At 44.6% G+C, this 21,149-nt stretch carries 23 protein-coding genes; 20 read left to right on the top strand and 3 right to left on the bottom strand.

The features are described 5' to 3' along the window. Positions 1–102: 102 nt before the first annotated feature. Positions 103–1,443: a chromosomal replication initiator protein DnaA gene (gene dnaA / locus H7F26_RS06185; RefSeq protein WP_003178077.1), complete on the bottom strand. Its 1,341-nt coding sequence runs from the start codon at positions 1,441–1,443 to the stop codon at positions 103–105. Between the two features lie 639 nt (positions 1,444–2,082). On the opposite strand from dnaA, the gene rpmH reads away from it, so the two are divergent. The 12 genes from rpmH (at position 2,083) to H7F26_RS06125 (ending at position 12,815) form a co-directional block, all read left to right on the top strand. Continuing rightward, the gene (gene rpmH / locus H7F26_RS06180; RefSeq protein ID WP_003178075.1) at positions 2,083–2,217 is read left to right on the top strand and encodes a 50S ribosomal protein L34; all 135 of its coding nucleotides are present in this window, start codon (positions 2,083–2,085) and stop codon (positions 2,215–2,217) included. A gap of 84 nt (positions 2,218–2,301) precedes the next feature. Next, positions 2,302–2,661, top strand: coding sequence for a ribonuclease P protein component (gene rnpA / locus H7F26_RS06175; protein ID WP_003178055.1), 360 nt, complete (start codon positions 2,302–2,304; stop codon positions 2,659–2,661). 166 nt (positions 2,662–2,827) lie between these two features. Then, positions 2,828–3,628: a YidC family membrane integrase SpoIIIJ gene (spoIIIJ, locus tag H7F26_RS06170; RefSeq protein WP_011198500.1), complete on the top strand. Its 801-nt coding sequence runs from the start codon at positions 2,828–2,830 to the stop codon at positions 3,626–3,628. Continuing rightward, on the top strand, positions 3,625–4,248 hold the full coding sequence (gene jag / locus H7F26_RS06165) for an RNA-binding cell elongation regulator Jag/EloR (protein ID WP_003178050.1): 624 nt from the start codon (positions 3,625–3,627) through the stop codon (positions 4,246–4,248). Before spoIIIJ ends, jag begins: the two co-directional genes overlap by 4 nt. Before the next feature lie 334 nt (positions 4,249–4,582). After that, positions 4,583–5,962 carry a tRNA uridine-5-carboxymethylaminomethyl(34) synthesis GTPase MnmE gene (gene mnmE, locus H7F26_RS06160; protein WP_003178047.1) on the top strand — a complete coding sequence of 460 codons (1,380 nt, stop codon included), beginning with the start codon at positions 4,583–4,585 and terminating at the stop codon, positions 5,960–5,962. Between the two features lie 16 nt (positions 5,963–5,978). Continuing rightward, positions 5,979–7,865: a tRNA uridine-5-carboxymethylaminomethyl(34) synthesis enzyme MnmG gene (gene mnmG / locus H7F26_RS06155; RefSeq protein ID WP_003178046.1), complete on the top strand. Its 1,887-nt coding sequence runs from the start codon at positions 5,979–5,981 to the stop codon at positions 7,863–7,865. Between the two features lie 13 nt (positions 7,866–7,878). After that, complete coding sequence (gene rsmG / locus H7F26_RS06150; protein WP_003178044.1) at positions 7,879–8,598, top strand: 16S rRNA (guanine(527)-N(7))-methyltransferase RsmG; 720 nt, start codon at positions 7,879–7,881, stop codon at positions 8,596–8,598. Between the two features lie 97 nt (positions 8,599–8,695). Continuing rightward, the gene (gene noc, locus H7F26_RS06145) at positions 8,696–9,547 is read left to right on the top strand and encodes a nucleoid occlusion protein (protein ID WP_003178042.1); all 852 of its coding nucleotides are present in this window, start codon (positions 8,696–8,698) and stop codon (positions 9,545–9,547) included. A 55-nt stretch (positions 9,548–9,602) separates the two neighbouring features. Next, positions 9,603–10,460: an RNA polymerase sigma-70 factor gene (locus H7F26_RS06140; protein WP_003178040.1), complete on the top strand. Its 858-nt coding sequence runs from the start codon at positions 9,603–9,605 to the stop codon at positions 10,458–10,460. 66 nt (positions 10,461–10,526) lie between these two features. After that, positions 10,527–10,970: a carboxymuconolactone decarboxylase family protein gene (locus tag H7F26_RS06135; RefSeq protein WP_003178038.1), complete on the top strand. Its 444-nt coding sequence runs from the start codon at positions 10,527–10,529 to the stop codon at positions 10,968–10,970. A 242-nt stretch (positions 10,971–11,212) separates the two neighbouring features. After that, positions 11,213–11,974 carry a sporulation initiation inhibitor protein Soj gene (soj, locus tag H7F26_RS06130; protein ID WP_011201786.1) on the top strand — a complete coding sequence of 254 codons (762 nt, stop codon included), beginning with the start codon at positions 11,213–11,215 and terminating at the stop codon, positions 11,972–11,974. Next, a complete protein-coding gene (locus H7F26_RS06125; protein WP_003178034.1) occupies positions 11,967–12,815 on the top strand; it encodes a ParB/RepB/Spo0J family partition protein in 849 nt (282 codons plus the stop codon). Before soj ends, H7F26_RS06125 begins: the two co-directional genes overlap by 8 nt. A gap of 36 nt (positions 12,816–12,851) precedes the next feature. Here the strand turns inward: H7F26_RS06125 and yyaC are convergent, their stop codons facing one another. Continuing rightward, positions 12,852–13,469: a spore protease YyaC gene (gene yyaC / locus H7F26_RS06120; RefSeq protein WP_003178032.1), complete on the bottom strand. Its 618-nt coding sequence runs from the start codon at positions 13,467–13,469 to the stop codon at positions 12,852–12,854. 303 nt (positions 13,470–13,772) lie between these two features. On the opposite strand from yyaC, the gene H7F26_RS06115 reads away from it, so the two are divergent. The 6 genes from H7F26_RS06115 to rpsR all read left to right on the top strand — a co-directional run bounded on the left by H7F26_RS06115 (position 13,773) and on the right by rpsR (position 17,610). Continuing rightward, positions 13,773–14,786: a YkvI family membrane protein gene (locus tag H7F26_RS06115; RefSeq protein ID WP_003178030.1), complete on the top strand. Its 1,014-nt coding sequence runs from the start codon at positions 13,773–13,775 to the stop codon at positions 14,784–14,786. Positions 14,787–14,873: 87 nt separating this feature from the next. Next, a complete protein-coding gene (locus H7F26_RS06110; protein ID WP_011201785.1) occupies positions 14,874–15,080 on the top strand; it encodes a DUF951 domain-containing protein in 207 nt (68 codons plus the stop codon). A 178-nt stretch (positions 15,081–15,258) separates the two neighbouring features. Beyond that, on the top strand, positions 15,259–16,359 hold the full coding sequence (gene ychF / locus H7F26_RS06105) for a redox-regulated ATPase YchF (protein ID WP_003178027.1): 1,101 nt from the start codon (positions 15,259–15,261) through the stop codon (positions 16,357–16,359). A 113-nt stretch (positions 16,360–16,472) separates the two neighbouring features. Next, on the top strand, positions 16,473–16,760 hold the full coding sequence (gene rpsF, locus H7F26_RS06100) for a 30S ribosomal protein S6 (RefSeq protein ID WP_003178026.1): 288 nt from the start codon (positions 16,473–16,475) through the stop codon (positions 16,758–16,760). Between the two features lie 46 nt (positions 16,761–16,806). Further along, positions 16,807–17,319, top strand: coding sequence for a single-stranded DNA-binding protein SsbA (gene ssbA, locus H7F26_RS06095; RefSeq protein WP_003178024.1), 513 nt, complete (start codon positions 16,807–16,809; stop codon positions 17,317–17,319). Between the two features lie 51 nt (positions 17,320–17,370). Next, positions 17,371–17,610: a 30S ribosomal protein S18 gene (rpsR, locus tag H7F26_RS06090; protein WP_003178022.1), complete on the top strand. Its 240-nt coding sequence runs from the start codon at positions 17,371–17,373 to the stop codon at positions 17,608–17,610. A gap of 77 nt (positions 17,611–17,687) precedes the next feature. Here rpsR and H7F26_RS06085 read toward each other — a convergent pair whose 3' ends face one another. Next, the gene (locus H7F26_RS06085) at positions 17,688–18,989 is read right to left on the bottom strand and encodes an MFS transporter (RefSeq protein ID WP_009330030.1); all 1,302 of its coding nucleotides are present in this window, start codon (positions 18,987–18,989) and stop codon (positions 17,688–17,690) included. A 215-nt stretch (positions 18,990–19,204) separates the two neighbouring features. On the opposite strand from H7F26_RS06085, the gene H7F26_RS06080 reads away from it, so the two are divergent. Then, a complete protein-coding gene (locus H7F26_RS06080) occupies positions 19,205–20,671 on the top strand; it encodes a SulP family inorganic anion transporter (RefSeq protein ID WP_003178015.1) in 1,467 nt (488 codons plus the stop codon). 17 nt (positions 20,672–20,688) lie between these two features. Next, entirely contained in the window at positions 20,689–21,108 is a 420-nt protein-coding gene (locus H7F26_RS06075; RefSeq protein ID WP_003178013.1) for a universal stress protein, read from the top strand. Positions 21,109–21,149 lie beyond the last annotated feature (41 nt).

The following is a 21,149-nucleotide window of genomic DNA, read 5'->3' as shown; positions in this document are numbered from 1 at the left end:
ATTTGTGGATAAGTGAAAAAAAGAACGGAAACACAGCCTATCCACATGTGGACAGACTGTGTAAGGCCATGTTCAAGTTATTCACACTTTCCCGCTCATCACTTATCTCAGCTGCTCTTTAATTTCTTTAATCTGCTGCTGAAGCTGTTCATCATCGTTCAGCAGTTTTGATATTTTCTCATGGGCATGGATGACCGTCGTGTGGTCGCGTCCGCCAAATTCTTCGCCGATCTTCGGAAGAGAAGAATCTGTCATTTCTCTTGATAGATACATAGCGATCTGCCGCGGAAAAGCCACCGATTTTGTCCGTTTCTTCGCCTTGAAATCCTCCAGCTTGATATTGAACTGCTGGCCGACGATTCTTTGGATGTCTTTGATCGTAATGACTTTCGGCTTTGAAGAAGGAATGATATCTTTCAAAGCTTCAGCAGCCAGATCGGCGTTAATGTCTTTATTGATCAAGGAAGAATATGCGACAACCCTGATTAATGCCCCTTCCAGCTCCCTGATATTGCTGTCGATCTGATTGGCAATATAAAGCATGACTTCATTCGGGATATCAAGTCCTTCTGCTTTTGCTTTCTTTCTTAAAATCGCAATTCTTGTTTCCAGATCAGGAGGCGTGATGTCAGTGATCAATCCCCATTCAAAACGGGAGCGCAAACGGTCTTCAAGCGTTGGGATCTCTTTTGGAGGCCGGTCGCTGGAAATGACAATCTGCTTTGTTTCTTCATGCAGCGTATTAAACGTATGGAAAAATTCCTCTTGCGTCTGTTCTTTTCCGGCTAAAAATTGAATATCGTCTATTAAAAGAACGTCAACATTTCGATAGCGATTGCGAAAATCGACAGCTTTATTGTCACGGATCGAGTTAATGAACTCATTTGTAAATTTCTCAGATGACAAATAAACCACTTTTGCAGATGGATTGTGATCGATGACATAGTGCCCGATCGCATGCATTAAGTGAGTCTTTCCAAGTCCGACTCCCCCGTAAATAAACAGCGGATTGTAAGCTTTCGCCGGGGCTTCAGCCACTGCCAAAGACGCTGCGTGGGCGAATCGGTTTCCTGAACCGATAACGAACGTATCAAATGTATATTTGGGATTCAGCATGTTTTGCGGAAAATCAGCCGGTTCTTCTTTCGACATTTTTTTGATTGGAGACTTTGGCATAAAATCTTCTTCATTTTGATTCTGAGGAATGACAAATTTAATGCTCAATTCTTCTCCTGTCAGATCATAGATCGTATCGGCGATCAGGTGCAGGTATCTTGATTCAAGCCAGTCTCTGGCGAACTCGTTCGGTGCGGTGATGATCAGCGTATCGCCCTGCAATGAATGGGCCTTTGTCGATTTCATCCATGTTTCAAAGCTGGGCTTGCTCAATTTTTTTTCGATCTGCCCCAAAGCTTGATTCCAAAGATCCGATATGTTTTTCATAATGGCGGTTCGTCCCTCCTTTACCAGCAATATTTGCTTGTCCAACCTGTTATAGAACACAAAAAAAGAGCAAATGGATGAGTCCATTCGTTAATGAAATGTTGAAAACATATAATATAGTAGAAAAACGTCTTTTCGACATTTTTCACAAGATGTGGACAAAATACTGCACACCCTGTGAAAAAACTTTCCACAACTTATCCACAGTTTGTGGATAATGGATTGGCAGCCAATTTGTTATCAAGAGTTAAAACACAAATATAATATCAGAATAAGCGAGTGGTTGCAATGGTTGCGAGGAACTTATCCACATACTATACAAACTGTTGAAGAAATATTGTCCACAACGGTTAGTTTTGTGAAAATGTTGTCGATAATGATTGTGGATAGAAAAAACGAGGAGAAAGATATCCACATTGGCTTTTTTTCGCTTCGTCCATCCCGTTTTCCCGCTTCCAAAAAAATCTTTTAAGCTAAAATTGAGGAAAAATGAAATTAGGCTTTCGAAGAAAATTGATATGTGTTATCCTATTATGGTGCAAAAAAGAAATGTGTGAGCGAAGTTGACAATGAACTGCTCATCCCAATATAATAAATTAGACTGTCTTTAACAGCTATTCCTCGAGGGAGGTGTCATACATGAAAAGAACATTTCAACCAAATAACCGTAAGCGCAGCAAAGTTCATGGCTTTCGCAGCCGTATGAGTTCTAAAAATGGACGTCTTGTATTAGCACGTCGTCGCCGCAAAGGAAGAAAAGTATTATCAGCTTAGGCCACTGAATAATGTCAGTGGTCTTTTTTACATAGAGGAATGACCAGGCCCATTTGCCAGCTTGTTATCGGAGTGAAAGAAGATATGAAAAAGCGAAATCGATTAAAGAAAAATGAAGATTTTCAAAAAGTATTTAAAAAGGGAAAATCGATGGCAAACCGGCAATATGTTTTATATGTGCTTCACCAGCCTGAAGCGAAAGAGTTTCGGGTGGGACTGTCGGTCAGCAAGAAAATCGGAAACGCAGTCGTGCGCAACCGGGTAAAGCGGCTGATTCGCCAGGTCATCCAGGAAGAGCGGAATCTATTAAAACAAGAAAATGACTACATTATCATCGCAAGAAAGCCTGCAGCTGAATTATCATATGAAGAGACGAAAAAAAGTTTGCAGCATCTTTTCAGAAAGTCGTTTGTCTACCGGAAAAAACCGAATCAGCCATCATAGTCCGGGTTAAAAGAAGTTATGGCCCCTCATTTTTAAGCGCTTCCTTTAGCTCCAGAAAAATGTCGTCGCCCATTCGGGGGAGAAAGATGATAAAATACGAGAAAGTATGTCTTTTTAATGGTCATAACCGAATAATACCGGTTGAAGAATGAAGATTTAGGAGGAAATGTTGTTGAAGAGGCGAATTTTATTATTGTTCAGTATGATCGGCGTTATCGTGCTTTTAGCTGGATGTACGGAAATCAACCAGCCGATCACTGCAGAAAGCGAAGGGTTTTGGAACACGTATATCGTATACCCGTTGTCACAGCTGATCACGTATGTAGCAAATTTAACGAATGAAAACTTCGGACTAGCGATTATCATCGTCACGATCTTAATCAGACTTTTAATTTTGCCGCTGATGATCAAGCAGACGAAGAGTTCGAAAGCGATGCAGGCTCTCCAGCCTGAAATGCAAAAACTTCGTGAAAAATACAGTTCTAAAGATCAAAAAACGCAGCAGAAGCTTCAACAGGAAACGATGGCTCTCATGCAGAAGCACGGGGTTAACCCGCTTGCCGGATGTTTCCCGATCTTAATTCAAATGCCGATTTTAATCGGATTCTATCATGCCATTATGAGAACGCGGGAAATCGCAGAACACAGCTTTTTATGGTTTGACCTTGGGGAGCGTGATCCGTATTTCATTTTGCCGATTCTCGCCGGTGTGTTCACATTCATTCAGCAAAAGCTGATGATGGCGGGAACAGCGCAGCAAAATCCGCAGATGGCGATGATGCTTTGGCTGATGCCGATCATGATCGTTGTATTTGCGATCAGTTTCCCGGCGGCTCTTTCCCTGTACTGGGTAGTCGGTAACTTATTCATGATTGCTCAAACCTTCTTTATCAAAGGGCCTGATCTAAAGGCTGAGAGACAGGAAGCGGCAGCCGGAGGAAAAAAATCCGGAGGTAAGAAAAAGTGAAGGAACTGACTGCTACTGGACGTACCGTCGATGAAGCAGTGCAATCCGGGCTTGAACAGCTGGGCCTTCATGCAGATGATGTCGAAGTCGACGTAGTTGATGAAGGAAAAAAGGGATTATTCGGCATTTTCGGTCATCGGTCTGCAGTCGTGAACATTCGGGAAAAAATAGACCCGGTTAAAGAAGCAAAACAATATTTGGAAAATGTAATTTCGAATATGGGAATACAAGCCCAGGTGACGGCAGAAGAGGAGTCTAAACGAGTGGTTTTTCAGTTGAAAGGAGACAAAACAGCTCTTTTAATTGGAAAAAGGGGACAAACTTTAAATGCCCTTGAAACGCTGACGCAGCTCGTGCTCAATCGTCATTCCGACAGATATATCCAAGCGGTGGTTGACGCCGAAGGATACCGCGCAAAGCGGAAGGAAACACTTGCTCAGCTGGCATTGAAGCTTGCTGACCAGGCGGCCAGGCAGAAAAAAGACATTCACCTGGAGCCGATGCCTTCCAGTGAGCGCAAGGTCATCCATGATACGCTTGCGGGCTACTCGCAGCATATCGAAACTTACTCTACCGGTGAAGACCATAACCGGCACCTTGTCATCTCATATAAAAAATAACATGAAAACCGAAGTTCCCAAAATTGGGGCTTCGGTTTTTTTGCCGTTGAAAATCGATGAAATGCAGCAAAATCAGTTTAAGTTCTATTTTTTCAGGCGTAAGCTGTTGATGAAAATGAAATTTAATTGTTATTCACATGTGGATAAGTTAAAGTAAGTAATGATGGCTTAGAACGGTTGTGGATAACGGTTCAAGTCACTTCCACTTCAATTGAAACTATGTTATCTTTAAATTTTGATTACAATAAAAGTTTTTCATCCGTATACGATGTTTGGAAGATGACCCGGCAAATGGGGATAATAGATATAGGAATGAAAAAGAGAGGTGAAAGCCATGGATACCATCGCTGCGATTTCAACGCCGATGGGAGAAGGGGCGATTGCGATCGTCCGGATGAGCGGCCCTGAGGCTCTTGCGATCGCCGATAAAGTGTATAAAGGACCTCGCGGAAAAAGGCTGAGTTCCGTCGATTCACATACGATTAACTACGGTCATATCGTTGATCCGGAAACGGAAAAAGTCGTGGAAGAAGTCATGGTTTCGGTACTGAAAGCGCCGAAAACTTTTACGCGGGAAGATATTGTAGAAATCAACTGCCACGGCGGACTTGTGACTGTCAACCAGGTGCTTCAGCTCGTTTTGAGAGAGGGAGCGCGTCTGGCGGAACCGGGAGAATTTACGAAAAGAGCCTTTTTGAACGGAAGAATCGATCTTTCCCAGGCTGAAGCTGTCATGGATCTCATCAGGGCCAAAACAGACCGGGCAATGAATGTGGCCATGAATCAGATGGAAGGAAGGCTGTCTTCACTGATCAAACGGTTGAGGGCCGAGATTCTTGAAACATTGGCCCACGTTGAAGTGAATATTGACTATCCGGAATACGATGACGTTGAAGAAATGACGCACAAGATGCTGATTGAAAAAGCGACAAAGGTCAAAAAGGAAATCGAGGCGCTGCTGACGACTTCAGAGCAGGGTAAAATATTAAGAGAAGGCATCTCGACAGTTATCATCGGGCGGCCCAATGTCGGCAAGTCCTCGCTTTTAAACAGTCTCGTCCACGAGACAAAAGCGATCGTAACGGATATTCCGGGCACGACGCGGGATGTCATTGAAGAATATGTGAATGTCAGAGGCGTGCCGCTGCGTCTCGTCGATACAGCCGGGATCCGCGAGACCGAAGACATCGTCGAGCGAATCGGCGTTGAACGTTCAAGACAGGTATTAAAAGAAGCAGATTTGATTTTGCTTGTCCTCAATTACAGCGAGTCCCTTTCAGATGAAGACATCAAGCTCTTTGAAGCAACGAAGGGAATGGACATCATCGTCATTGTCAATAAGACCGATCTTGAGCAAAAGCTTGATCTTGATCGGGTTCGGGAATTGGCTGGGAATCAGCCTGTCGTGACGACTTCCTTATTAAAAGAGGAAGGGATTGATGAGCTGGAGGAAGCCATTCAATCGCTGTTTTTCACAGGCGCGATCGAGAGCGGCGACTTGACATATGTCAGCAATACAAGGCATATTTCACTGCTGCATGAGGCGAAGCGCGCCATCACTGACGCATTGGAGGGCATCGAAAACGATGTGCCGATCGATATGGTTCAAATTGATTTAACAAGATGCTGGGAAGTTCTTGGGGAGATCATTGGCGATGCTGTACACGAAAGTCTGATCGACCAGCTCTTCTCTCAATTTTGCTTAGGAAAATAAAGGAGGAACAAAGCATATGGGCTATGAAGCAGGCCAATATGACGTCGTTGTCGTCGGCGCCGGACACGCCGGTGTTGAAGCGGCGCTGGCGTCAGCCAGACAAGGCGCAAAAACGCTTGTCTTAACGATTAACCTTGATATGGTTGCTTTCATGCCATGTAACCCGTCTGTCGGCGGACCTGCAAAAGGAATCGTCGTCCGCGAAATTGACGCGCTCGGCGGGGAAATGGCTAAAAATATTGATAAAACGCATATCCAAATGAGGCTTTTAAATACAGGAAAAGGACCTGCCGTTCGGGCGCTTCGGGCTCAGGCTGATAAATTCCAATATCAGCATGAAATGAAAAAGACACTTGAGAATGAACCGAATTTGACCATGCTGCAAGGAATGGTCGAACGCCTTCTTATTGAAGACGGGGAATGCCGGGGCGTTATAACCCAGACAGGGGCGGAGTACCGTTCTAAGACCGTTGTTCTGACGACGGGGACATTTTTGAGAGGGAAAATCATTCTTGGCGATCTGTCATACTCCAGCGGACCGAACAACCAGCAGCCGTCCATCAAGCTGTCTGAACATCTTGAAGAGCTCGGCTTTGACCTCGTCCGTTTTAAAACAGGGACGCCGCCGCGGGTCAACAGTCATTCAATTGACTACAGCAAAACGGAAATCCAGCCCGGTGATGAAGTGCCGCGGGCCTTTTCGTATGAGACGGTGGAATATATTACAGACCAGCTTCCATGCTGGCTCACATATACAAGTCCGGAAACGCACGAAATCATTGACAACAATTTGCATCGTTCACCGATGTACTCCGGCATGATCAAAGGAACGGGACCGAGATATTGCCCGTCTATTGAAGACAAGGTCGTCCGCTTTAACGACAAGCCGAGACACCAAATCTTTCTTGAGCCTGAAGGGCGCAACACCCAGGAAGTCTATGTCCAGGGATTGTCGACAAGCCTTCCAGAAGATGTGCAGCGAAAAATGCTTTCAACTATTCCCGGCCTTGAGAATGTGCAAATGATGCGGGCGGGGTATGCGATTGAATATGATGCGATCGTACCGACACAGCTGTGGCCGACATTGGAAACGAAAAAAATTCCGGGACTCTTCACAGCCGGACAGATTAACGGAACATCAGGCTATGAAGAAGCGGCCGGACAGGGAATTATGGCCGGTATCAATGCGGGCCGGAAAGCGCTTGGCAAAGAAGAGGTCATTCTCAGCCGCTCAGACGCTTATATCGGCGTATTGATCGACGACCTTGTGACAAAAGGAACAAACGAACCATACCGCCTGCTGACTTCGCGTGCAGAGTACAGGCTGCTCCTGCGTCACGACAATGCAGACTTGCGCCTGACCGAGATCGGCTATCAGATCGGCTTGATTTCTGAAGAAAGATATCAAAAGTTTCAAGAGAAAAAAGCGGCCATTGAAGCAGAGAAAAAACGCCTTCATTCTGTTATTATCAAACCGACAAAGGAAAATCAGGAATATATCCGTTCACTGGGCGGCAGCGAGCTCAAAGACGGCATTCGCGCGACCGACCTGATGAAGCGGCCTGAAATGAATTATGAAACCGTCACTGCTCTTGCGCCGCCTGAACAAAAAGTCGCCGGCGACGTTGCCGAACAGGTGGAAATTCAAATTAAGTATGAAGGATATATTGAAAAGTCCTTGCAGCAGGTCGAAAAACTAAAGAAAATGGAAAATAAAAAGATTCCTGACAGAATCGACTATGACGCGATCAAAGGCATTGCAACGGAAGCGCGCCAAAAATTGAAAGAGGTCAGACCGCTGTCTGTCGCACAGGCCTCACGGATTTCCGGCGTCAATCCTGCTGATATTTCCATACTGCTCGTTTATTTAGAGCAGGGACGGATTGCCAAGGTTGCGGAATAGAAAGGGTGACGGCATGAACATTGAGCAATTTACAGCCGGTTTGGAGAAGAAAGGCATTTCCCTTTCCTCCTTCCAGCTGGAGCAATTTGAGACTTATTACGAATGGCTTGTTGAATGGAACGAAAAAATGAATTTAACCTCGATTACCGAGAAAAAAGAAGTGTACTTAAAGCATTTTTACGATTCCATCGCCGCCTCTTTTTATGTTGATTTCAAAAAGATGAACACTCTCTGTGATGTTGGAGCGGGTGCCGGATTTCCAAGCCTTCCGATTAAAATCTGCTTTCCTCACCTTCACGTCACAATCGTTGACTCACTGAACAAACGGATTCACTTTTTGAATCAGCTGTCAGACGCTTTGAAGCTGGAAAACACAGCTTTTTACCATGACCGCGCGGAAACATTCGGAAGATCGAAAGACCACAGAGAAAGCTATGACGTTGTGACGGCACGCGCTGTCGCCCGCCTTTCGGTTCTCAGCGAGCTCTGCCTTCCGCTTGTGAAAAAAGACGGTTTATTCGTAGCATTAAAAGCCGCTTCGGCTGATGAAGAAATTGAAACGGGCAAAAAAGCCATCAAAACGCTTGGAGGCAAAATTGAAACCGTACATTCTTTTCAGCTGCCAATAGAAGAAAGCGAAAGAAACATCATTGTCATCAAAAAACAATCGCAGACACCGAAGAAATTTCCAAGAAAGCCTGGAACACCTAATAAATCTCCTATTGAAGGTTAAATTATTCGTTTTCTTCAAATTTCGTGATGTCACAGAAGGAAAATTCATGAGAAAATAGAATTATAAAAATGGCAGTGTTTAAAGGTGGTGTAGGTACATGAAGCATTCATTCTCTCGTCTCTTCGGACTTGGCGACAAGGAAGAAGAAGCAGAGATTGCTGAACATGATACGAATAAAGAAGAAATTCAAGAGATTCCAGTAGGCGATATAATTCCTAACCGTTTTCAGCCGCGCACCATTTTCTCAGAAGAAAAAATTAAAGAATTAGCTGCAACCATTCATACACACGGCATTATCCAGCCGATTGTCGTCAGAAAAACAGAGCGGGAAGGCCAATATGAACTCATAGCCGGAGAGCGGCGCTGGCGGGCGGTTCAAACGCTCGATTGGGAGAAGGTTCCCGCTATTATTAAGGATTTTTCAGATACAGAGACCGCTTCTGTCGCTCTTATCGAAAACCTTCAGAGGGAAGAATTATCTTCGATTGAAGAGGCGCATGCTTATGCAAGGCTTTTAGAGCTTCACGATTTGACGCAGGAAGCCCTTGCACAAAGGCTTGGAAAGGGCCAGTCAACAATCGCCAATAAGCTCAGACTGTTAAAGCTTCCGGAAGAGGTGCAGGAAGCGATCTTGAAAAAAGAAATTTCAGAGCGCCACGCAAGAGCGCTCATACCGTTGAAACAGCCCGACCTTCAGGTCAAGCTGCTGCATGAAGTCATTGAAAAGAGTTTAAATGTAAAACAAACCGAAGACCGTGTCGTCAAAATGCTTGAGCAGGATAAACGCAAGCCTAAACCAAAGAGAAAAGCGTACAGCAGGGACGCGAGAATCGCGATGAATACGATTCGCCAGTCCTTATCAATGGTGGAAGACAGCGGCGTCAAACTGAATACGGAAGAAGAGGAATTTGAAGAATATATTCAGTTTACGATTCGAATACCGAAATAAAAGCTCCCTATAGAGCTTTTATTTTTTTAGGCAAAATATCTATGGGGGAGCGTCTATGGAATATTATCGACAATATCATTCATTGCTTTTTTCGATTGCTTACCGTATGCTCGGGTCTTTTCAAGATGCAGAGGACATCATCCAAGAATTGTTCGCAGACCTTCAGGAAAAAGATATCGGTCAAATTGACCATATTCAAGCATATTTAACGAAATCAATCACAAACCGCTGCATAAATGAACTGCAGTCTGCCCGCAAGAAGCGGGAGGTATATATCGGGGAATGGCTTCCGGAACCGCAGGTGGCGCTTTCAGCTCAAATCCCGGCTGAGTACGTTGAAGAGAAAGAAAAGGTATCCTATGCTTTTCTGGTAGTTATGAGCCGATTAAATCCTGTAGAAAGAGCCGTTTTGATGTTTAGAGAAGTATTTGGATATCATTACAAGGAAATTTCGTCCATTATCGGGAAGTCGGAAGCGAACTGTCGTCAAATCCACAGCCGGCTGAAACAGAAATTAAACGAGGATATTTCGGTATTTTCACAGCCGGTTGAAGAACAGCAATTGGCCCAGCTGTTTATCGAATCAGCGAAAACAGGTAATTTTGAGGAGTTTTCCAAGAAATTGATTGAAGATGCCGTATTGTATACAGATGGCGGCGGAAAAGTGCGCAGCGCTTTGAGACCGATCTATGGAAAGAGCCGCATTTATGCGTTTTTTACGGGAGTTGTTTCAAAGGGAAGCTTTTCCGGCCGCTTTATGCCAGTCGATATCAACGACCAAAAGGGCGTTTTGATCATGAAAAACAACCGCCCGGCTTACGCGGTTTGCTTTGCTTGGAATCCGGAAGGCGATTCCGTCAAAAATGTGTTTATCGTGTCAAATCCCGATAAACTGAAGCACATTAAAATATAACGTTTTTTGTCACAAACTCCGTTTCTCTCTTGTTATATAAGTGAAACACTTAAAGGAGGAATAGACATGGAAACGAGATTTCTAATGGAAAAAGTAAATCCTGAGGGATACAGAGGAATGCTGGAGCTTGAAAAAGCGCAGGCTTCTTCTGGCATTGACCCCATTTTAAAGGAACTGATCAAAATCCGGGCTTCACAGCTGAACGGATGTGCTTTCTGCTTAAATATGCATACGAAGGATGCAAGACAGAACGGGGAAACGGAACAGCGGATATATGCGCTCAATGCGTGGCGGGAAGCGCCTTTTTTCACGGAAAAAGAGCGGGCTGTATTGGCGCTGACTGAAGCCGTTACGCGAATCGGCGAGCACGGGTTGCCGGATGAAATATACAACGAAGTCAGGACCCATTTTACAGAAGCTGAAACAGCCGAACTGATCATGGCAGCTGTCACAATAAATGCCTGGAACAGGATTGCCATCGCCACCCGGAAAATGCCCGCAGCAGATTGATTGAAATCCCCCCAACACAGGGGGGATTTTTTATACTGATATAAAATTAAAACTATCTTTCACTTTATTTGAGCGTTTCTTCTCTTTTTTCTAAGATAAAAAAACTGTTTCTTTTTGTCGAAAAATAAACAAAACAGATCTCTTTCAAAAAACAAAAACTCAAAAAAAGCAAACGGCCGATTCTTTTTTTGTTAAAATAGAGAAATGAGAGAAACTTGTTCAATGTGAAAGTAGGTGACATTGTGGGGAAAATTATTGCGATCACAAACCAAAAAGGTGGCGTTGGTAAAACGACAACCTCTGTTAACCTGGGAGCTTGCTTAGCTTACATCGGGAAAAGGGTTTTGTTAGTCGACATAGACCCGCAAGGAAACGCAACAAGCGGTATCGGCGTTGAAAAGGCTGATGTTGATCAATGTGTGTACGATATATTAGTAGATGATGCAGATGTGAAAGATGTCATCAAAACAACATCCGTAGAAAACTTGGATGTCATTCCTGCAACGATCCAGCTTGCGGGGGCGGAAATTGAACTTGTTCCGACCATCTCCCGAGAAGTCCGGCTGAAAAGGGCTTTGGAATCGGTCAAACAAAACTATGATTTCATGATTATTGACTGCCCGCCGTCATTAGGGCTGCTTACAATCAATGCGCTTACGGCTTCCGATTCCGTCGTGATTCCGGTCCAGTGCGAGTATTATGCGCTGGAAGGGCTGAGCCAGCTGCTCAACTCTGTCCGGCTCGTGCAAAAACATTTAAATACGGATCTGATGATCGACGGCGTATTGCTGACAATGCTTGATGCAAGAACGAATTTAGGCATACAGGTCATCGAAGAAGTGAAAAAGTACTTCCGCGATAAAGTATACAAAACGGTTATCCCCCGGAATGTCCGGCTCAGTGAAGCGCCGAGTCATGGAAAGCCGATCATTTTATATGATCCCCGTTCCAGAGGAGCGGAAGTCTATTTAGAATTAGCAAAGGAAGTGGCTGCGAATGCCTAAAGGTCTCGGAAAAGGGATTAATGCATTGTTTTCAAATGTTGATTTATCCGAAGAAACGGTTGAGGAAATCAAGCTGCAAGACTTGCGGCCCAACCCTTATCAGCCAAGAAAAACGTTTGATGACCAATCGTTAAAAGATTTGAAGGAGTCCATTTTGCAGCACGGTGTTTTGCAGCCCATCATCGTCAGAAAGTCAATTAAAGGCTATGACATTGTGGCCGGAGAACGCCGTTTCCGGGCTGCTGAAAAGGCCGGATTGGAAACCATTCCTGCGATTGTGCGCGAGCTGTCGGAATCCCTGATGATGGAGATTGCCCTATTGGAAAATCTTCAACGAGAAGACCTGTCTCCGCTTGAAGAAGCAAAAGCCTATGAATCTTTGCTCAAACATCTCGATATGACCCAGGAACAGCTGGCGAAAAGGCTTGGAAAAAGCAGGCCTCACATCGCCAACCACTTGCGGCTGCTGACACTTCCTGAAGACGTTCAAAAGTTAATCGACAACGGCACGTTATCGATGGGCCATGGCCGAACATTGCTTGGATTGAAAAACAAGAAAAAGCTTGAGCCGCTTGTTCAAAAGGTCGTGTCCGAACAGTTGAACGTCCGCCAGTTGGAAAAGTTAATTCAACAGTTGAACGCTGATGTTCCACGTGAAACAAAGAAGCCGAAACAAGTCAAAGATGCAGTGATCAAGGAACGGGAATCGTATTTGCGAAACTATTTTGGAACACCGGTGACCATTAAAAAGCAAAAGAAAAAAGGCAGGATCGAAATCGAATTCTACTCAAATGAAGACTTGGAGCGTATTCTCGAATTATTGGCTCAAGAAGACGCATAAGCTTAAAAACCATCTGATCATGTACAGATGGTTTTTTTATGACATTCTTCCGGTCATTCTTTCAATTGGTGACACATGGCGCCGCTGCGATCCGGTCTTTTCCAGATGCGACAGCCCGTCCGCAAGCACATTTGCCATGCTCATGACAAGATTGAGCCTTGTATTTTGCAGGACAAAATACTCCATAAAACCGCTGACATTGACAATTCCGTTAATATGCACGTGGCCGACTTCCGGCAAACTTTTCTGAACGCCTGCTCCCGGCTTCAAAGGCCCTTTGCCGATTTGGAAAGACCCCACGCTTTTGGTTCGTCCAAGACAGGCGTCGATCGCGATCATAAAAGGATTTTGATGCTGCTGATGAATATGATCAAGCTTTTCATTTAAGTTCACGGCGTGAACCGGGTCGGCAAGCGTTCCATAGACATGAAAACGTGTCAGCTGCTTTGCGGAGAGTTTCATTCCTACGAGGGGACCGAGCGAATCTCCGGTCGAGCGGTCTGTACCGATGCAAACGATCACGATGGGCCGGTCTCCGGCTTCCTTTAAATAGACGGAAAGGACTTTCTCTATTTGTTTAACAGCTAGCGGATCCGTATGAGAAATATATTCATTCATTGGTTCTTGAGAAAAAATTCCGCCTTTTCGATTCATAGGCTTCACATCCTTGTCATCATGGTAACAGCAGTGCCTTGGTGTGTTTTTTGAGTATGTATGGTTGTTTACAGTATATCCAGCTGTCTCTTTTTTTATGCTTTGGATGAGTCGATTTTGTCAGCCGGAAAAAATACTTTACTAAGAGAGGATACGATATTCTATTTTGTTATATTAATATAATTTATTCATTTGTAAGAGAAAAGTCGAAAAGGGTTTCATGAATTTTTATAGAGGACCGGCAATATAGTGTCATGAGCGGAGAAACAAGCTTAAAAACTATATTGTTGGGGTGAGCAAATCGTGTGGAGAGCCGGGATGAAGTGGATGCTTCTTATTTTAGGAAGCTTAATAGGTGCGGGATATGCATCCGGCCAGGAAATATGGCAGTTTTTTGGTGATGAAAGCGGACTGGCTATCCTGTTGTTTACGATCATGTTCAGCCTGTCAACCTATATTGTGATGAAGATCAGCTATGAACAAAAATCAGAGCATTTTCTGCCTGTGCTCGAAACATTAATCGGTCCGATGCTGGCTAAAGTATACGATGTGCTGATCATCCTGTATTTGTTTACGACGACGATTGTGATGATTGCAGGAGGCGGGGTAACGCTGCAAATCTTTCATATCCCGTTTTGGACTGGCGTCATCTTGTTTTGTTTATGCACAGGGTTGTTGTTTTTGTGGGGGCTCAATGGCATATTGTCCGTTAATAGCTACTTAATCCCGATTTTGGTGGCGGGGCTGCTGTATGCGCTGATTTCTTTTCAAACAGCTCATCATCAGCCGTGGCTGCTCAACTTGACTCATCAATACAACTGGCCTGCCGGCATCGCATTCACTTCCCTGAACATATTATCTGTTGTCGCTGTATTATCTGCGGTCGGCAAAGAGATGAAGGGGGTCGGAGAAGCAAAGATTGCCAGCATATTAAGCGGCCTGGTGTTTGGGGCTATTTCATACATGTACAATGAGACCCTTGTAGAGCTTGCCGGTGAACTGGCCCATTATGAAATTCCTTTATTCGCGGTTTTGGAGGGCGCGCCTTTTCCGATTTTTATTTTTATGACGGCTGTACTTTGCGTCGCAATCTATACGACGACGATCTCGAGCATTCTCGGTCTGTCCAGCCGTTTTCTGTCCTTTGTGAACTGGCCGAGATGGGTGATCGTCATCCTGCTTCTCTCGATCATGGCTCCTTTTACGTCAATCGGATTTTCAAATTTAATCGCTTTTTTATATCCAATTTACGGATTATTGAATTTATATTTATTGGTAAATATTTTACTATATCCGATTTTGAGTAAATGGAAATAAATACAGTTAAGATTGTGAAGAATTGCCCTTTCACCGTGGTTTTTTGTACAATAAGGTCACAACAAGGAAGCAAAGAGGTGAACGATGTTGGCCGATAAAGAATTTGGCCTGAATGACGTGGTCGAAATGAAAAAGCCGCATCCCTGCGGGACAAACCGCTGGAAGATCATTCGGATGGGAATGGATATCCGGATCAAGTGCGAGGGCTGTTCACACAGCGTCATGATCCCGCGCAAAGAGTTTCAAAGAAAGCTGAAAAAGATATTAGTTAAGCATGAGGAGTCCGAAAGTTAATCTTGGCGGACCTCCTTATGCTTTTTTTCTGTCTCAATGAAAAATGAATTTTCATCTAGTTTGTATGATTGAAAAGCAAGTTTTGTCAGCTTGTCTTTTATTGTAATCATCCTTATAATTGTTGCAGGTTTAACATTTACGACTACACACGGATGTTCATTATAGAGGAGATGAAACAATGGCTTTAACAGCTGGGATTGTTGGTTTGCCTAACGTTGGGAAATCAACCTTATTTAATGCAATTACTCAGGCCGGGGCAGAATCGGCCAACTACCCGTTTTGTACGATTGATCCAAACGTCGGGATCGTAGAGGTGCCTGATGAGCGTCTGCAAAAGCTGACAGAACTCGTCAATCCGAAGAAAACCGTTCCTACCGCATTTGAATTCACCGATATCGCAGGCATTGTAAAAGGAGCATCAAAAGGAGAAGGGCTCGGAAACAAGTTCCTGTCCCACATCCGCCAAGTAGATGCGATCTGCCATGTTGTCCGCTGTTTTGCCGATGACAATATCACACACGTGTCCGGGAAAGTAGATCCGATTTCGGATATCGAGACGATTAACCTTGAGCTGATACTGGCTGACCTTGAAACCGTGGAAAAGCGGATCGGGCGGGTCGGAAAGATGGCCAAGCAAAAAGATAAAGAAGCCGTGTTTGAATTTGAGATTTTGACAAAGTTAAAAGAGGCGTTTGAACAGGAAAAGCCGGCCCGCTCTGTCGAGTTCTCCGAAGAGCAGCAAAAGGTGTTGAAGCAGCTTCATCTGCTGACGACAAAACCTGTCTTATATGTAGCTAATGTCAGCGAAGATGAAGTGGCTGATCCTTCAGGTAACGAGTACGTTCAGAAGGTCCGGGAATTTGCAGCTGCTGAAAATGCGGAAGTCATCGTCGTCTGCGCAAAGATTGAGTCCGAAATTGCAGAGCTTGAAGGCGAAGAGAAGGCGATGTTCCTTGAAGAACTCGGCATTGAAGAATCCGGTCTCGATCAGCTGATTAAAGCGTCCTACTCCCTCCTCGGACTTGCTACTTATTTTACAGCGGGAGAACAGGAAGTCAGAGCTTGGACATTTAAAAAAGGAATGAAAGCCCCTGAATGTGCGGGCATCATCCATACGGACTTTGAACGCGGATTTATCCGTGCGGAAACGGTCGCCTACGACGATCTGCTTGAAGCGGGAAGCATGACCGCAGCAAAAGAGGCCGGAAAAGTCCGCCTTGAAGGGAAAGAATACATTGTTAAAGACGGCGATGTCATTCATTTCCGTTTCAATGTATAACGCAGTTGAAATAGGACAAGAGCTTTGATATAATATAAAATTGTGAGTAATAGAATTATTGCTCCTTGCCCAATATAATGGGCCGCTTAGTCCAAAAGGAGGTGCAAATACAAATGAGAAAGTACGAAATCATGTACATCATCCGCCCAGACGTTGATGAAGAGTCTAAAAAGGCTGTTGTTGAGCGTTTTAACAACATTTTAACAACTAACGGTGCGGAGATCACTGAAACAAAAGATTGGGGAAAACGCCGTCTTGCATACGAAATCAACGATTTCCGCGACGGATTCTACCAAATCTTAAACGTTCAAGCTGGAGCTGAAGCAGTTCAAGAATTTGACCGTTTAGCTAAAATCAGTGACGACATCATTCGCCACATCGTGGTTAAAGAAGAAGAATAAACAGAATTGAATTATATACTCTAAAGCAAAAGGATGGTCTCTCAATATGCTTAACCGAGTTGTTTTAGTCGGCAGACTGACAAAGGACCCAGAGCTTCGTTATACTCCTAGCGGTGCAGCTGTTGCCACCTTTACGCTTGCTGTCAATCGTACGTTTACGAATCAGCAGGGTGAACGTGAAGCTGATTTCATCAACTGTGTTGTCTGGAGAAGACAAGCCGAAAACGTTGCAAATTTCCTTAAAAAAGGAAGTCTTGCGGGTGTAGATGGACGTTTGCAAACGCGCAGCTATGAAAATCAGCAGGGACAGCGTGTATACGTCACGGAAGTTCAAGCTGAAAGTGTTCAATTTCTGGAGCCTAAAGGCGGCGGTTCTGGTTCCGGCGGTTACAGCGGAGGCCAGGGAGGCCAACACTTTGGCGGCGGACAAAATGAACCGGCTCCATTCGGCGGCAGTCAAAACAATCAGAATCGCAATCAAGGCAACAGCTTCAATGACGATCCATTCGCAAATGATGGAAAGCCGATTGACATCTCTGATGACGACTTGCCATTTTAATGGATGACGGACGAATAAAATAAAACCAGAACAGAAAGGAGGGAAATAACGATGGCAGGAGGACGCAGAGGCGGTCGTGCGAAACGCCGTAAAGTGTGTTATTTCACTTCCAACGGCATTACGCACATCGACTACAAAGATGTAGATCTTCTTAGAAAATTTATCTCTGAGCGCGGTAAAATCTTACCACGCCGTGTAACAGGAACAAGCGCGAAATACCAACGTAAATTGACTGTTGCAATCAAACGCGCTCGTCAAATGGCTTTACTTCCATACGTAGCAGGCGAGTAAGCCGATAAAAGGAACAAGACCCAATGCGGTCTTGTTCTTTTTTTATTTATCAAAAGCCGGGTCGTTTCCTTCAGCATTCAGGTTTTCTGCTTGCCAATACGAATTCGCTTTATATCGCCGAGGACTGCGAGGTAGAACACGAGCCCGAGCAGTAATACAAATCCGGCTACTAAAAAGCTGAGCGTAAATGAACCGGTCACATCGACCAGATAGCCCGTTAATGAAACCGCGATAATCCCTCCGAATAAGTTATTTGCCAAATTGACCATTGAACTGAGCAGAGAGATGGAACCAACCGGTGCAATATCGGCTGATATCGACCAGCCGATAGGCGCGGTCGCAGATATTCCGGCTAAGCCGACGGAAATGCAAATGATCGCAATCGTGATGTTGTGCGTGAAAACAGCTCCCAGAAAGGCAAATCCAAGGCTCATGCCGATTACGATAATGGTCTGGTATACCTTTGTATTCGAATGCCCCTTTTGAATTAAAAAATCGACGAGCCATCCGCCCACAACGATTCCGGAAACCGTCGATATCAGCCAGGGAACCGCTGTAAACAGCCCTGAGGACATAATGTCCATTCCGTATGTTTCTTTAAAGAAGGTCGGCAGCCAGGTTAAGAGCAGGTTGAATGTATAGCCGTAACCCGTAAATCCGATCATCAGCCCCCATACTTTACGGTTTGTCAGCATCGCTTTTAAAGCAATAAGCGTCCGTTCCGAGATATCTTCCTCTGATACGGCATTATGCTTTTGAATATAATGGAGCTCTTCCTTTGAGATTCGTTTGTGCCGATCGGGCTGTTCATAATACAACCAGAAAAATACGGTGAACAGTACATTAATGATTCCGATCGTTAAAAAAGCGGCTCGCCAGTCGAATGTCGTAACTAAAAAGGCTACGAGAGGCGCGCCGATGACATTCGCGAACTTGGCTGCCGAGTCAAACAAGGAATTGGCAAGGCCGCGCTCATTAGGCGGAAACCATAAGGCCGTTGCTTTGGATGCGGCAGGAAAAGCTGAAGCACTCGTCAGCCCGATTAAAAATCTGACAATATAAAGAAGCAGTTTTCCCTGTAAAAAAGCCAATATAATGGTTAGAAAACTCCACAAGGTCATTCCGACCCTTGTCACCCAGGCAACGCCGTACTTATCCAAGAGACTCCCCACCGGAATCTGCATCAGCGTGTATGAGTAGGTATAGATGGAAAAGACGATGCCTAATTGGGTTGCCGTCAATTGAAAGGAATCCTGTATCGCAGGAGCTGCGACTGAAATGGCAACACGGTCAAAGTAATTTAAAATGATCATGCTGCTTAATAAAGAAGAAATATACCATCTTGTATGCCCCGGCCGTTTTTCCAGCTCTTGCGCCATGTTGAAACCCCCTCTAATCCTTAGATTGGACTCTTTTCAAAATTACATTCTTAATTTCTTCGTGTTTATTTCCACGGGAGTGCGGGGAGTAAACGGCCGCGGCAAAAAAAACCATATAGACATTTTGATACAGGTTTGCTAAAGTGAAACATGTTAAAAACAGATGGCTTCTATGAGAGTTAGAAGCAAATGATCACGAACGAGGTGTTGAATCTTTGAATGTTAAACAATTAAATAGCGAATGGTTTTCTAATGTACGGGGGGATATCCTTTCGGGTATCGTCGTAGCGCTTGCTCTCATTCCTGAAGCCATAGCGTTCTCCATCATTGCGGGTGTAGACCCGATGGTAGGTTTGTACGCATCTTTTTGTATCGCCGTTGTCATTTCCTTTACGGGCGGCCGTCCGGCGATGATATCAGCCGCGACCGGGGCGATGGCTCTTTTGATGGGAACTTTGGTCAGAGATCACGGGCTTGATTATTTATTTGCTGCTACGATTTTAACGGGAATCATCCAATTAATATTTGGGGTGCTGAAGATTGCGCGCTTTATGAAATTTATTCCGCGGTCGGTTATGGTAGGTTTCGTAAATGCGCTGGCCATTTTAATCTTTATGGCGCAGGTTCCTCATTTTGTTGGAGTTTCGAATATGACGTATGTTGTGGCCGGTATTACGTTGTTGATTATCTATGTTCTTCCCCGCTTTACAAAAGCCGTTCCATCTGCACTTGTTGCCATTATTGCGATGACTGTATTTGCCATTTTCGGTCATTTTGATCTGCGCACTGTCGGTGATTTGGGAGAAATGAAGCAATCATTGCCTGCCTTTATGATTCCCAATATTCCTTTCAATTTTGAGACATTGGCCATTATTTTTCCAACAGCCTTTGCGCTTTCCATCGTTGGCTTGCTTGAGTCATTATTAACCTCTTCTATTGTTGATGATATGACGGATACGGAAAGCGACAAAAACAGGGAAAGCCGCGGACAGGGCATCGCCAACATTGTCGCCGGTTTTTTCGGAGGCATGGCGGGATGCGCGATGATCGGCCAGTCTGTGATCAATGTAAAATCAGGAGGAAGAGGCCGCTTGTCCACCTTTGTTGCCGGTGTCTTCTTAATGTTTTTAATCATGGTGCTGGGCGACTGGGTCGTACAAATTCCGATGGCAGCTTTGGCTGGCGTGATGATTATGGTATCGATCGGGACGTTTGACTGGTCTTCGTTTAGCATGTTAAGAAAGGTGCCGCTGACGGATTCCATTGTCATGATTGTAACCGTCGTTACCGTTGTGGCCACCCACGATTTATCAAAAGGGGTTTTCGCCGGCGTGATTTTAAGCGCAATCTTCTTCGTAGCGAAAATCTCCAAACTAAAAATTGAAGAAAAGTCAGAAGAAAACGCGGTCAAGTACATCATCAAAGGACAAGTTTTCTTTGCATCGGTTCAAGATTTCGTAAACTCCTTTAAAACGGGAGAGCAAACGAAAAAGGTCATTCTTGATTTTTCTGAGGCCCATATATGGGATGATTCCGCTGTGGCGGCTATCGATAAAGTCGTTTTGAAAATGAAAGAGCAAGGAATAGATGTTGACTTGATTGGATTAAATGAATCCAGCTGGAAGCTGGTCGAAAAATTAGCAACCTATGATCAACCTCATCGTTCAGTGTCAAATCACTAAGAAACGGGTGATGAAGGGTGTATAGACATATACTGCTGGCTGCTGACGGTTCCAAGCATTCTGAAAGAGCTGCCGATCATGCGATTCATCTGGCTTCCATGTCAAACGAAGCGGTCGTCGACATGATTTATGTATTGGATTATGCGAGAGCAAAACATGAAGTCCTGCATAGCGAAAACCGTACAGAACTCGAACGCGAACGGCGCAGCAGGCTGCTGTCGATAGAAAATAAATTAAAACAGGCGGCCGTTCCCTATCAAATGACGATGCAGCACGGGGATCCGGGCCCGGCCATTGTATCGTACGCCAACCATCATGATGTTGATATCGTGATTATCGGAAGCAGGGGGCTGAACACTTTGCAGGAAATGGTGCTCGGAAGTGTCAGCCATAAAGTGGCGAAAAGAGTGAAGTGTCCGGTTTTAATCGTAAAATAGCAAAAAACAGAGCCAGTGAGGATTCTATCCTCGCTGGCTTT

This window comes from Bacillus sp. PAMC28748 (assembly GCF_014250415.1).
Taxonomy (GTDB): Bacteria; Bacillota; Bacilli; order Bacillales; family Bacillaceae; genus Bacillus; species Bacillus licheniformis.
The sequence above is the reverse complement of the archived record's forward strand: the minus strand, read 5'-3'. Positions and strand labels throughout refer to the sequence as shown.

Excerpts from the sequence above, each read along its gene's own strand:
- H7F26_RS06140 (WP_003178040.1), top strand. The coding sequence starts at position 9,603 with ATGGAATATTATCGACAATATCATTCATTGCTTTTTTCGATTGCTTAC.
- H7F26_RS06085 (WP_009330030.1), bottom strand. The coding sequence starts at position 18,989 with ATGGCGCAAGAGCTGGAAAAACGGCCGGGGCATACAAGATGGTATATT.
- rpsR (WP_003178022.1), top strand. The coding sequence starts at position 17,371 with ATGGCAGGAGGACGCAGAGGCGGTCGTGCGAAACGCCGTAAAGTGTGT.
- spoIIIJ (WP_011198500.1), top strand. The coding sequence starts at position 2,828 with ATGTTGTTGAAGAGGCGAATTTTATTATTGTTCAGTATGATCGGCGTT.
- noc (WP_003178042.1), top strand. The coding sequence starts at position 8,696 with ATGAAGCATTCATTCTCTCGTCTCTTCGGACTTGGCGACAAGGAAGAA.
- rpsF (WP_003178026.1), top strand. The coding sequence starts at position 16,473 with ATGAGAAAGTACGAAATCATGTACATCATCCGCCCAGACGTTGATGAA.
- rsmG (WP_003178044.1), top strand. The coding sequence starts at position 7,879 with ATGAACATTGAGCAATTTACAGCCGGTTTGGAGAAGAAAGGCATTTCC.
- mnmE (WP_003178047.1), top strand. The coding sequence starts at position 4,583 with ATGGATACCATCGCTGCGATTTCAACGCCGATGGGAGAAGGGGCGATT.
- H7F26_RS06135 (WP_003178038.1), top strand. The coding sequence starts at position 10,527 with ATGGAAACGAGATTTCTAATGGAAAAAGTAAATCCTGAGGGATACAGA.
- ychF (WP_003178027.1), top strand. The coding sequence starts at position 15,259 with ATGGCTTTAACAGCTGGGATTGTTGGTTTGCCTAACGTTGGGAAATCA.
- ssbA (WP_003178024.1), top strand. The coding sequence starts at position 16,807 with ATGCTTAACCGAGTTGTTTTAGTCGGCAGACTGACAAAGGACCCAGAG.
- rnpA (WP_003178055.1), top strand. The coding sequence starts at position 2,302 with ATGAAAAAGCGAAATCGATTAAAGAAAAATGAAGATTTTCAAAAAGTA.
- mnmG (WP_003178046.1), top strand. The coding sequence starts at position 5,979 with ATGGGCTATGAAGCAGGCCAATATGACGTCGTTGTCGTCGGCGCCGGA.
- dnaA (WP_003178077.1), bottom strand. The coding sequence starts at position 1,443 with ATGAAAAACATATCGGATCTTTGGAATCAAGCTTTGGGGCAGATCGAA.
- H7F26_RS06125 (WP_003178034.1), top strand. The coding sequence starts at position 11,967 with ATGCCTAAAGGTCTCGGAAAAGGGATTAATGCATTGTTTTCAAATGTT.
- rpmH (WP_003178075.1), top strand. The coding sequence starts at position 2,083 with ATGAAAAGAACATTTCAACCAAATAACCGTAAGCGCAGCAAAGTTCAT.
- yyaC (WP_003178032.1), bottom strand. The coding sequence starts at position 13,469 with ATGAATCGAAAAGGCGGAATTTTTTCTCAAGAACCAATGAATGAATAT.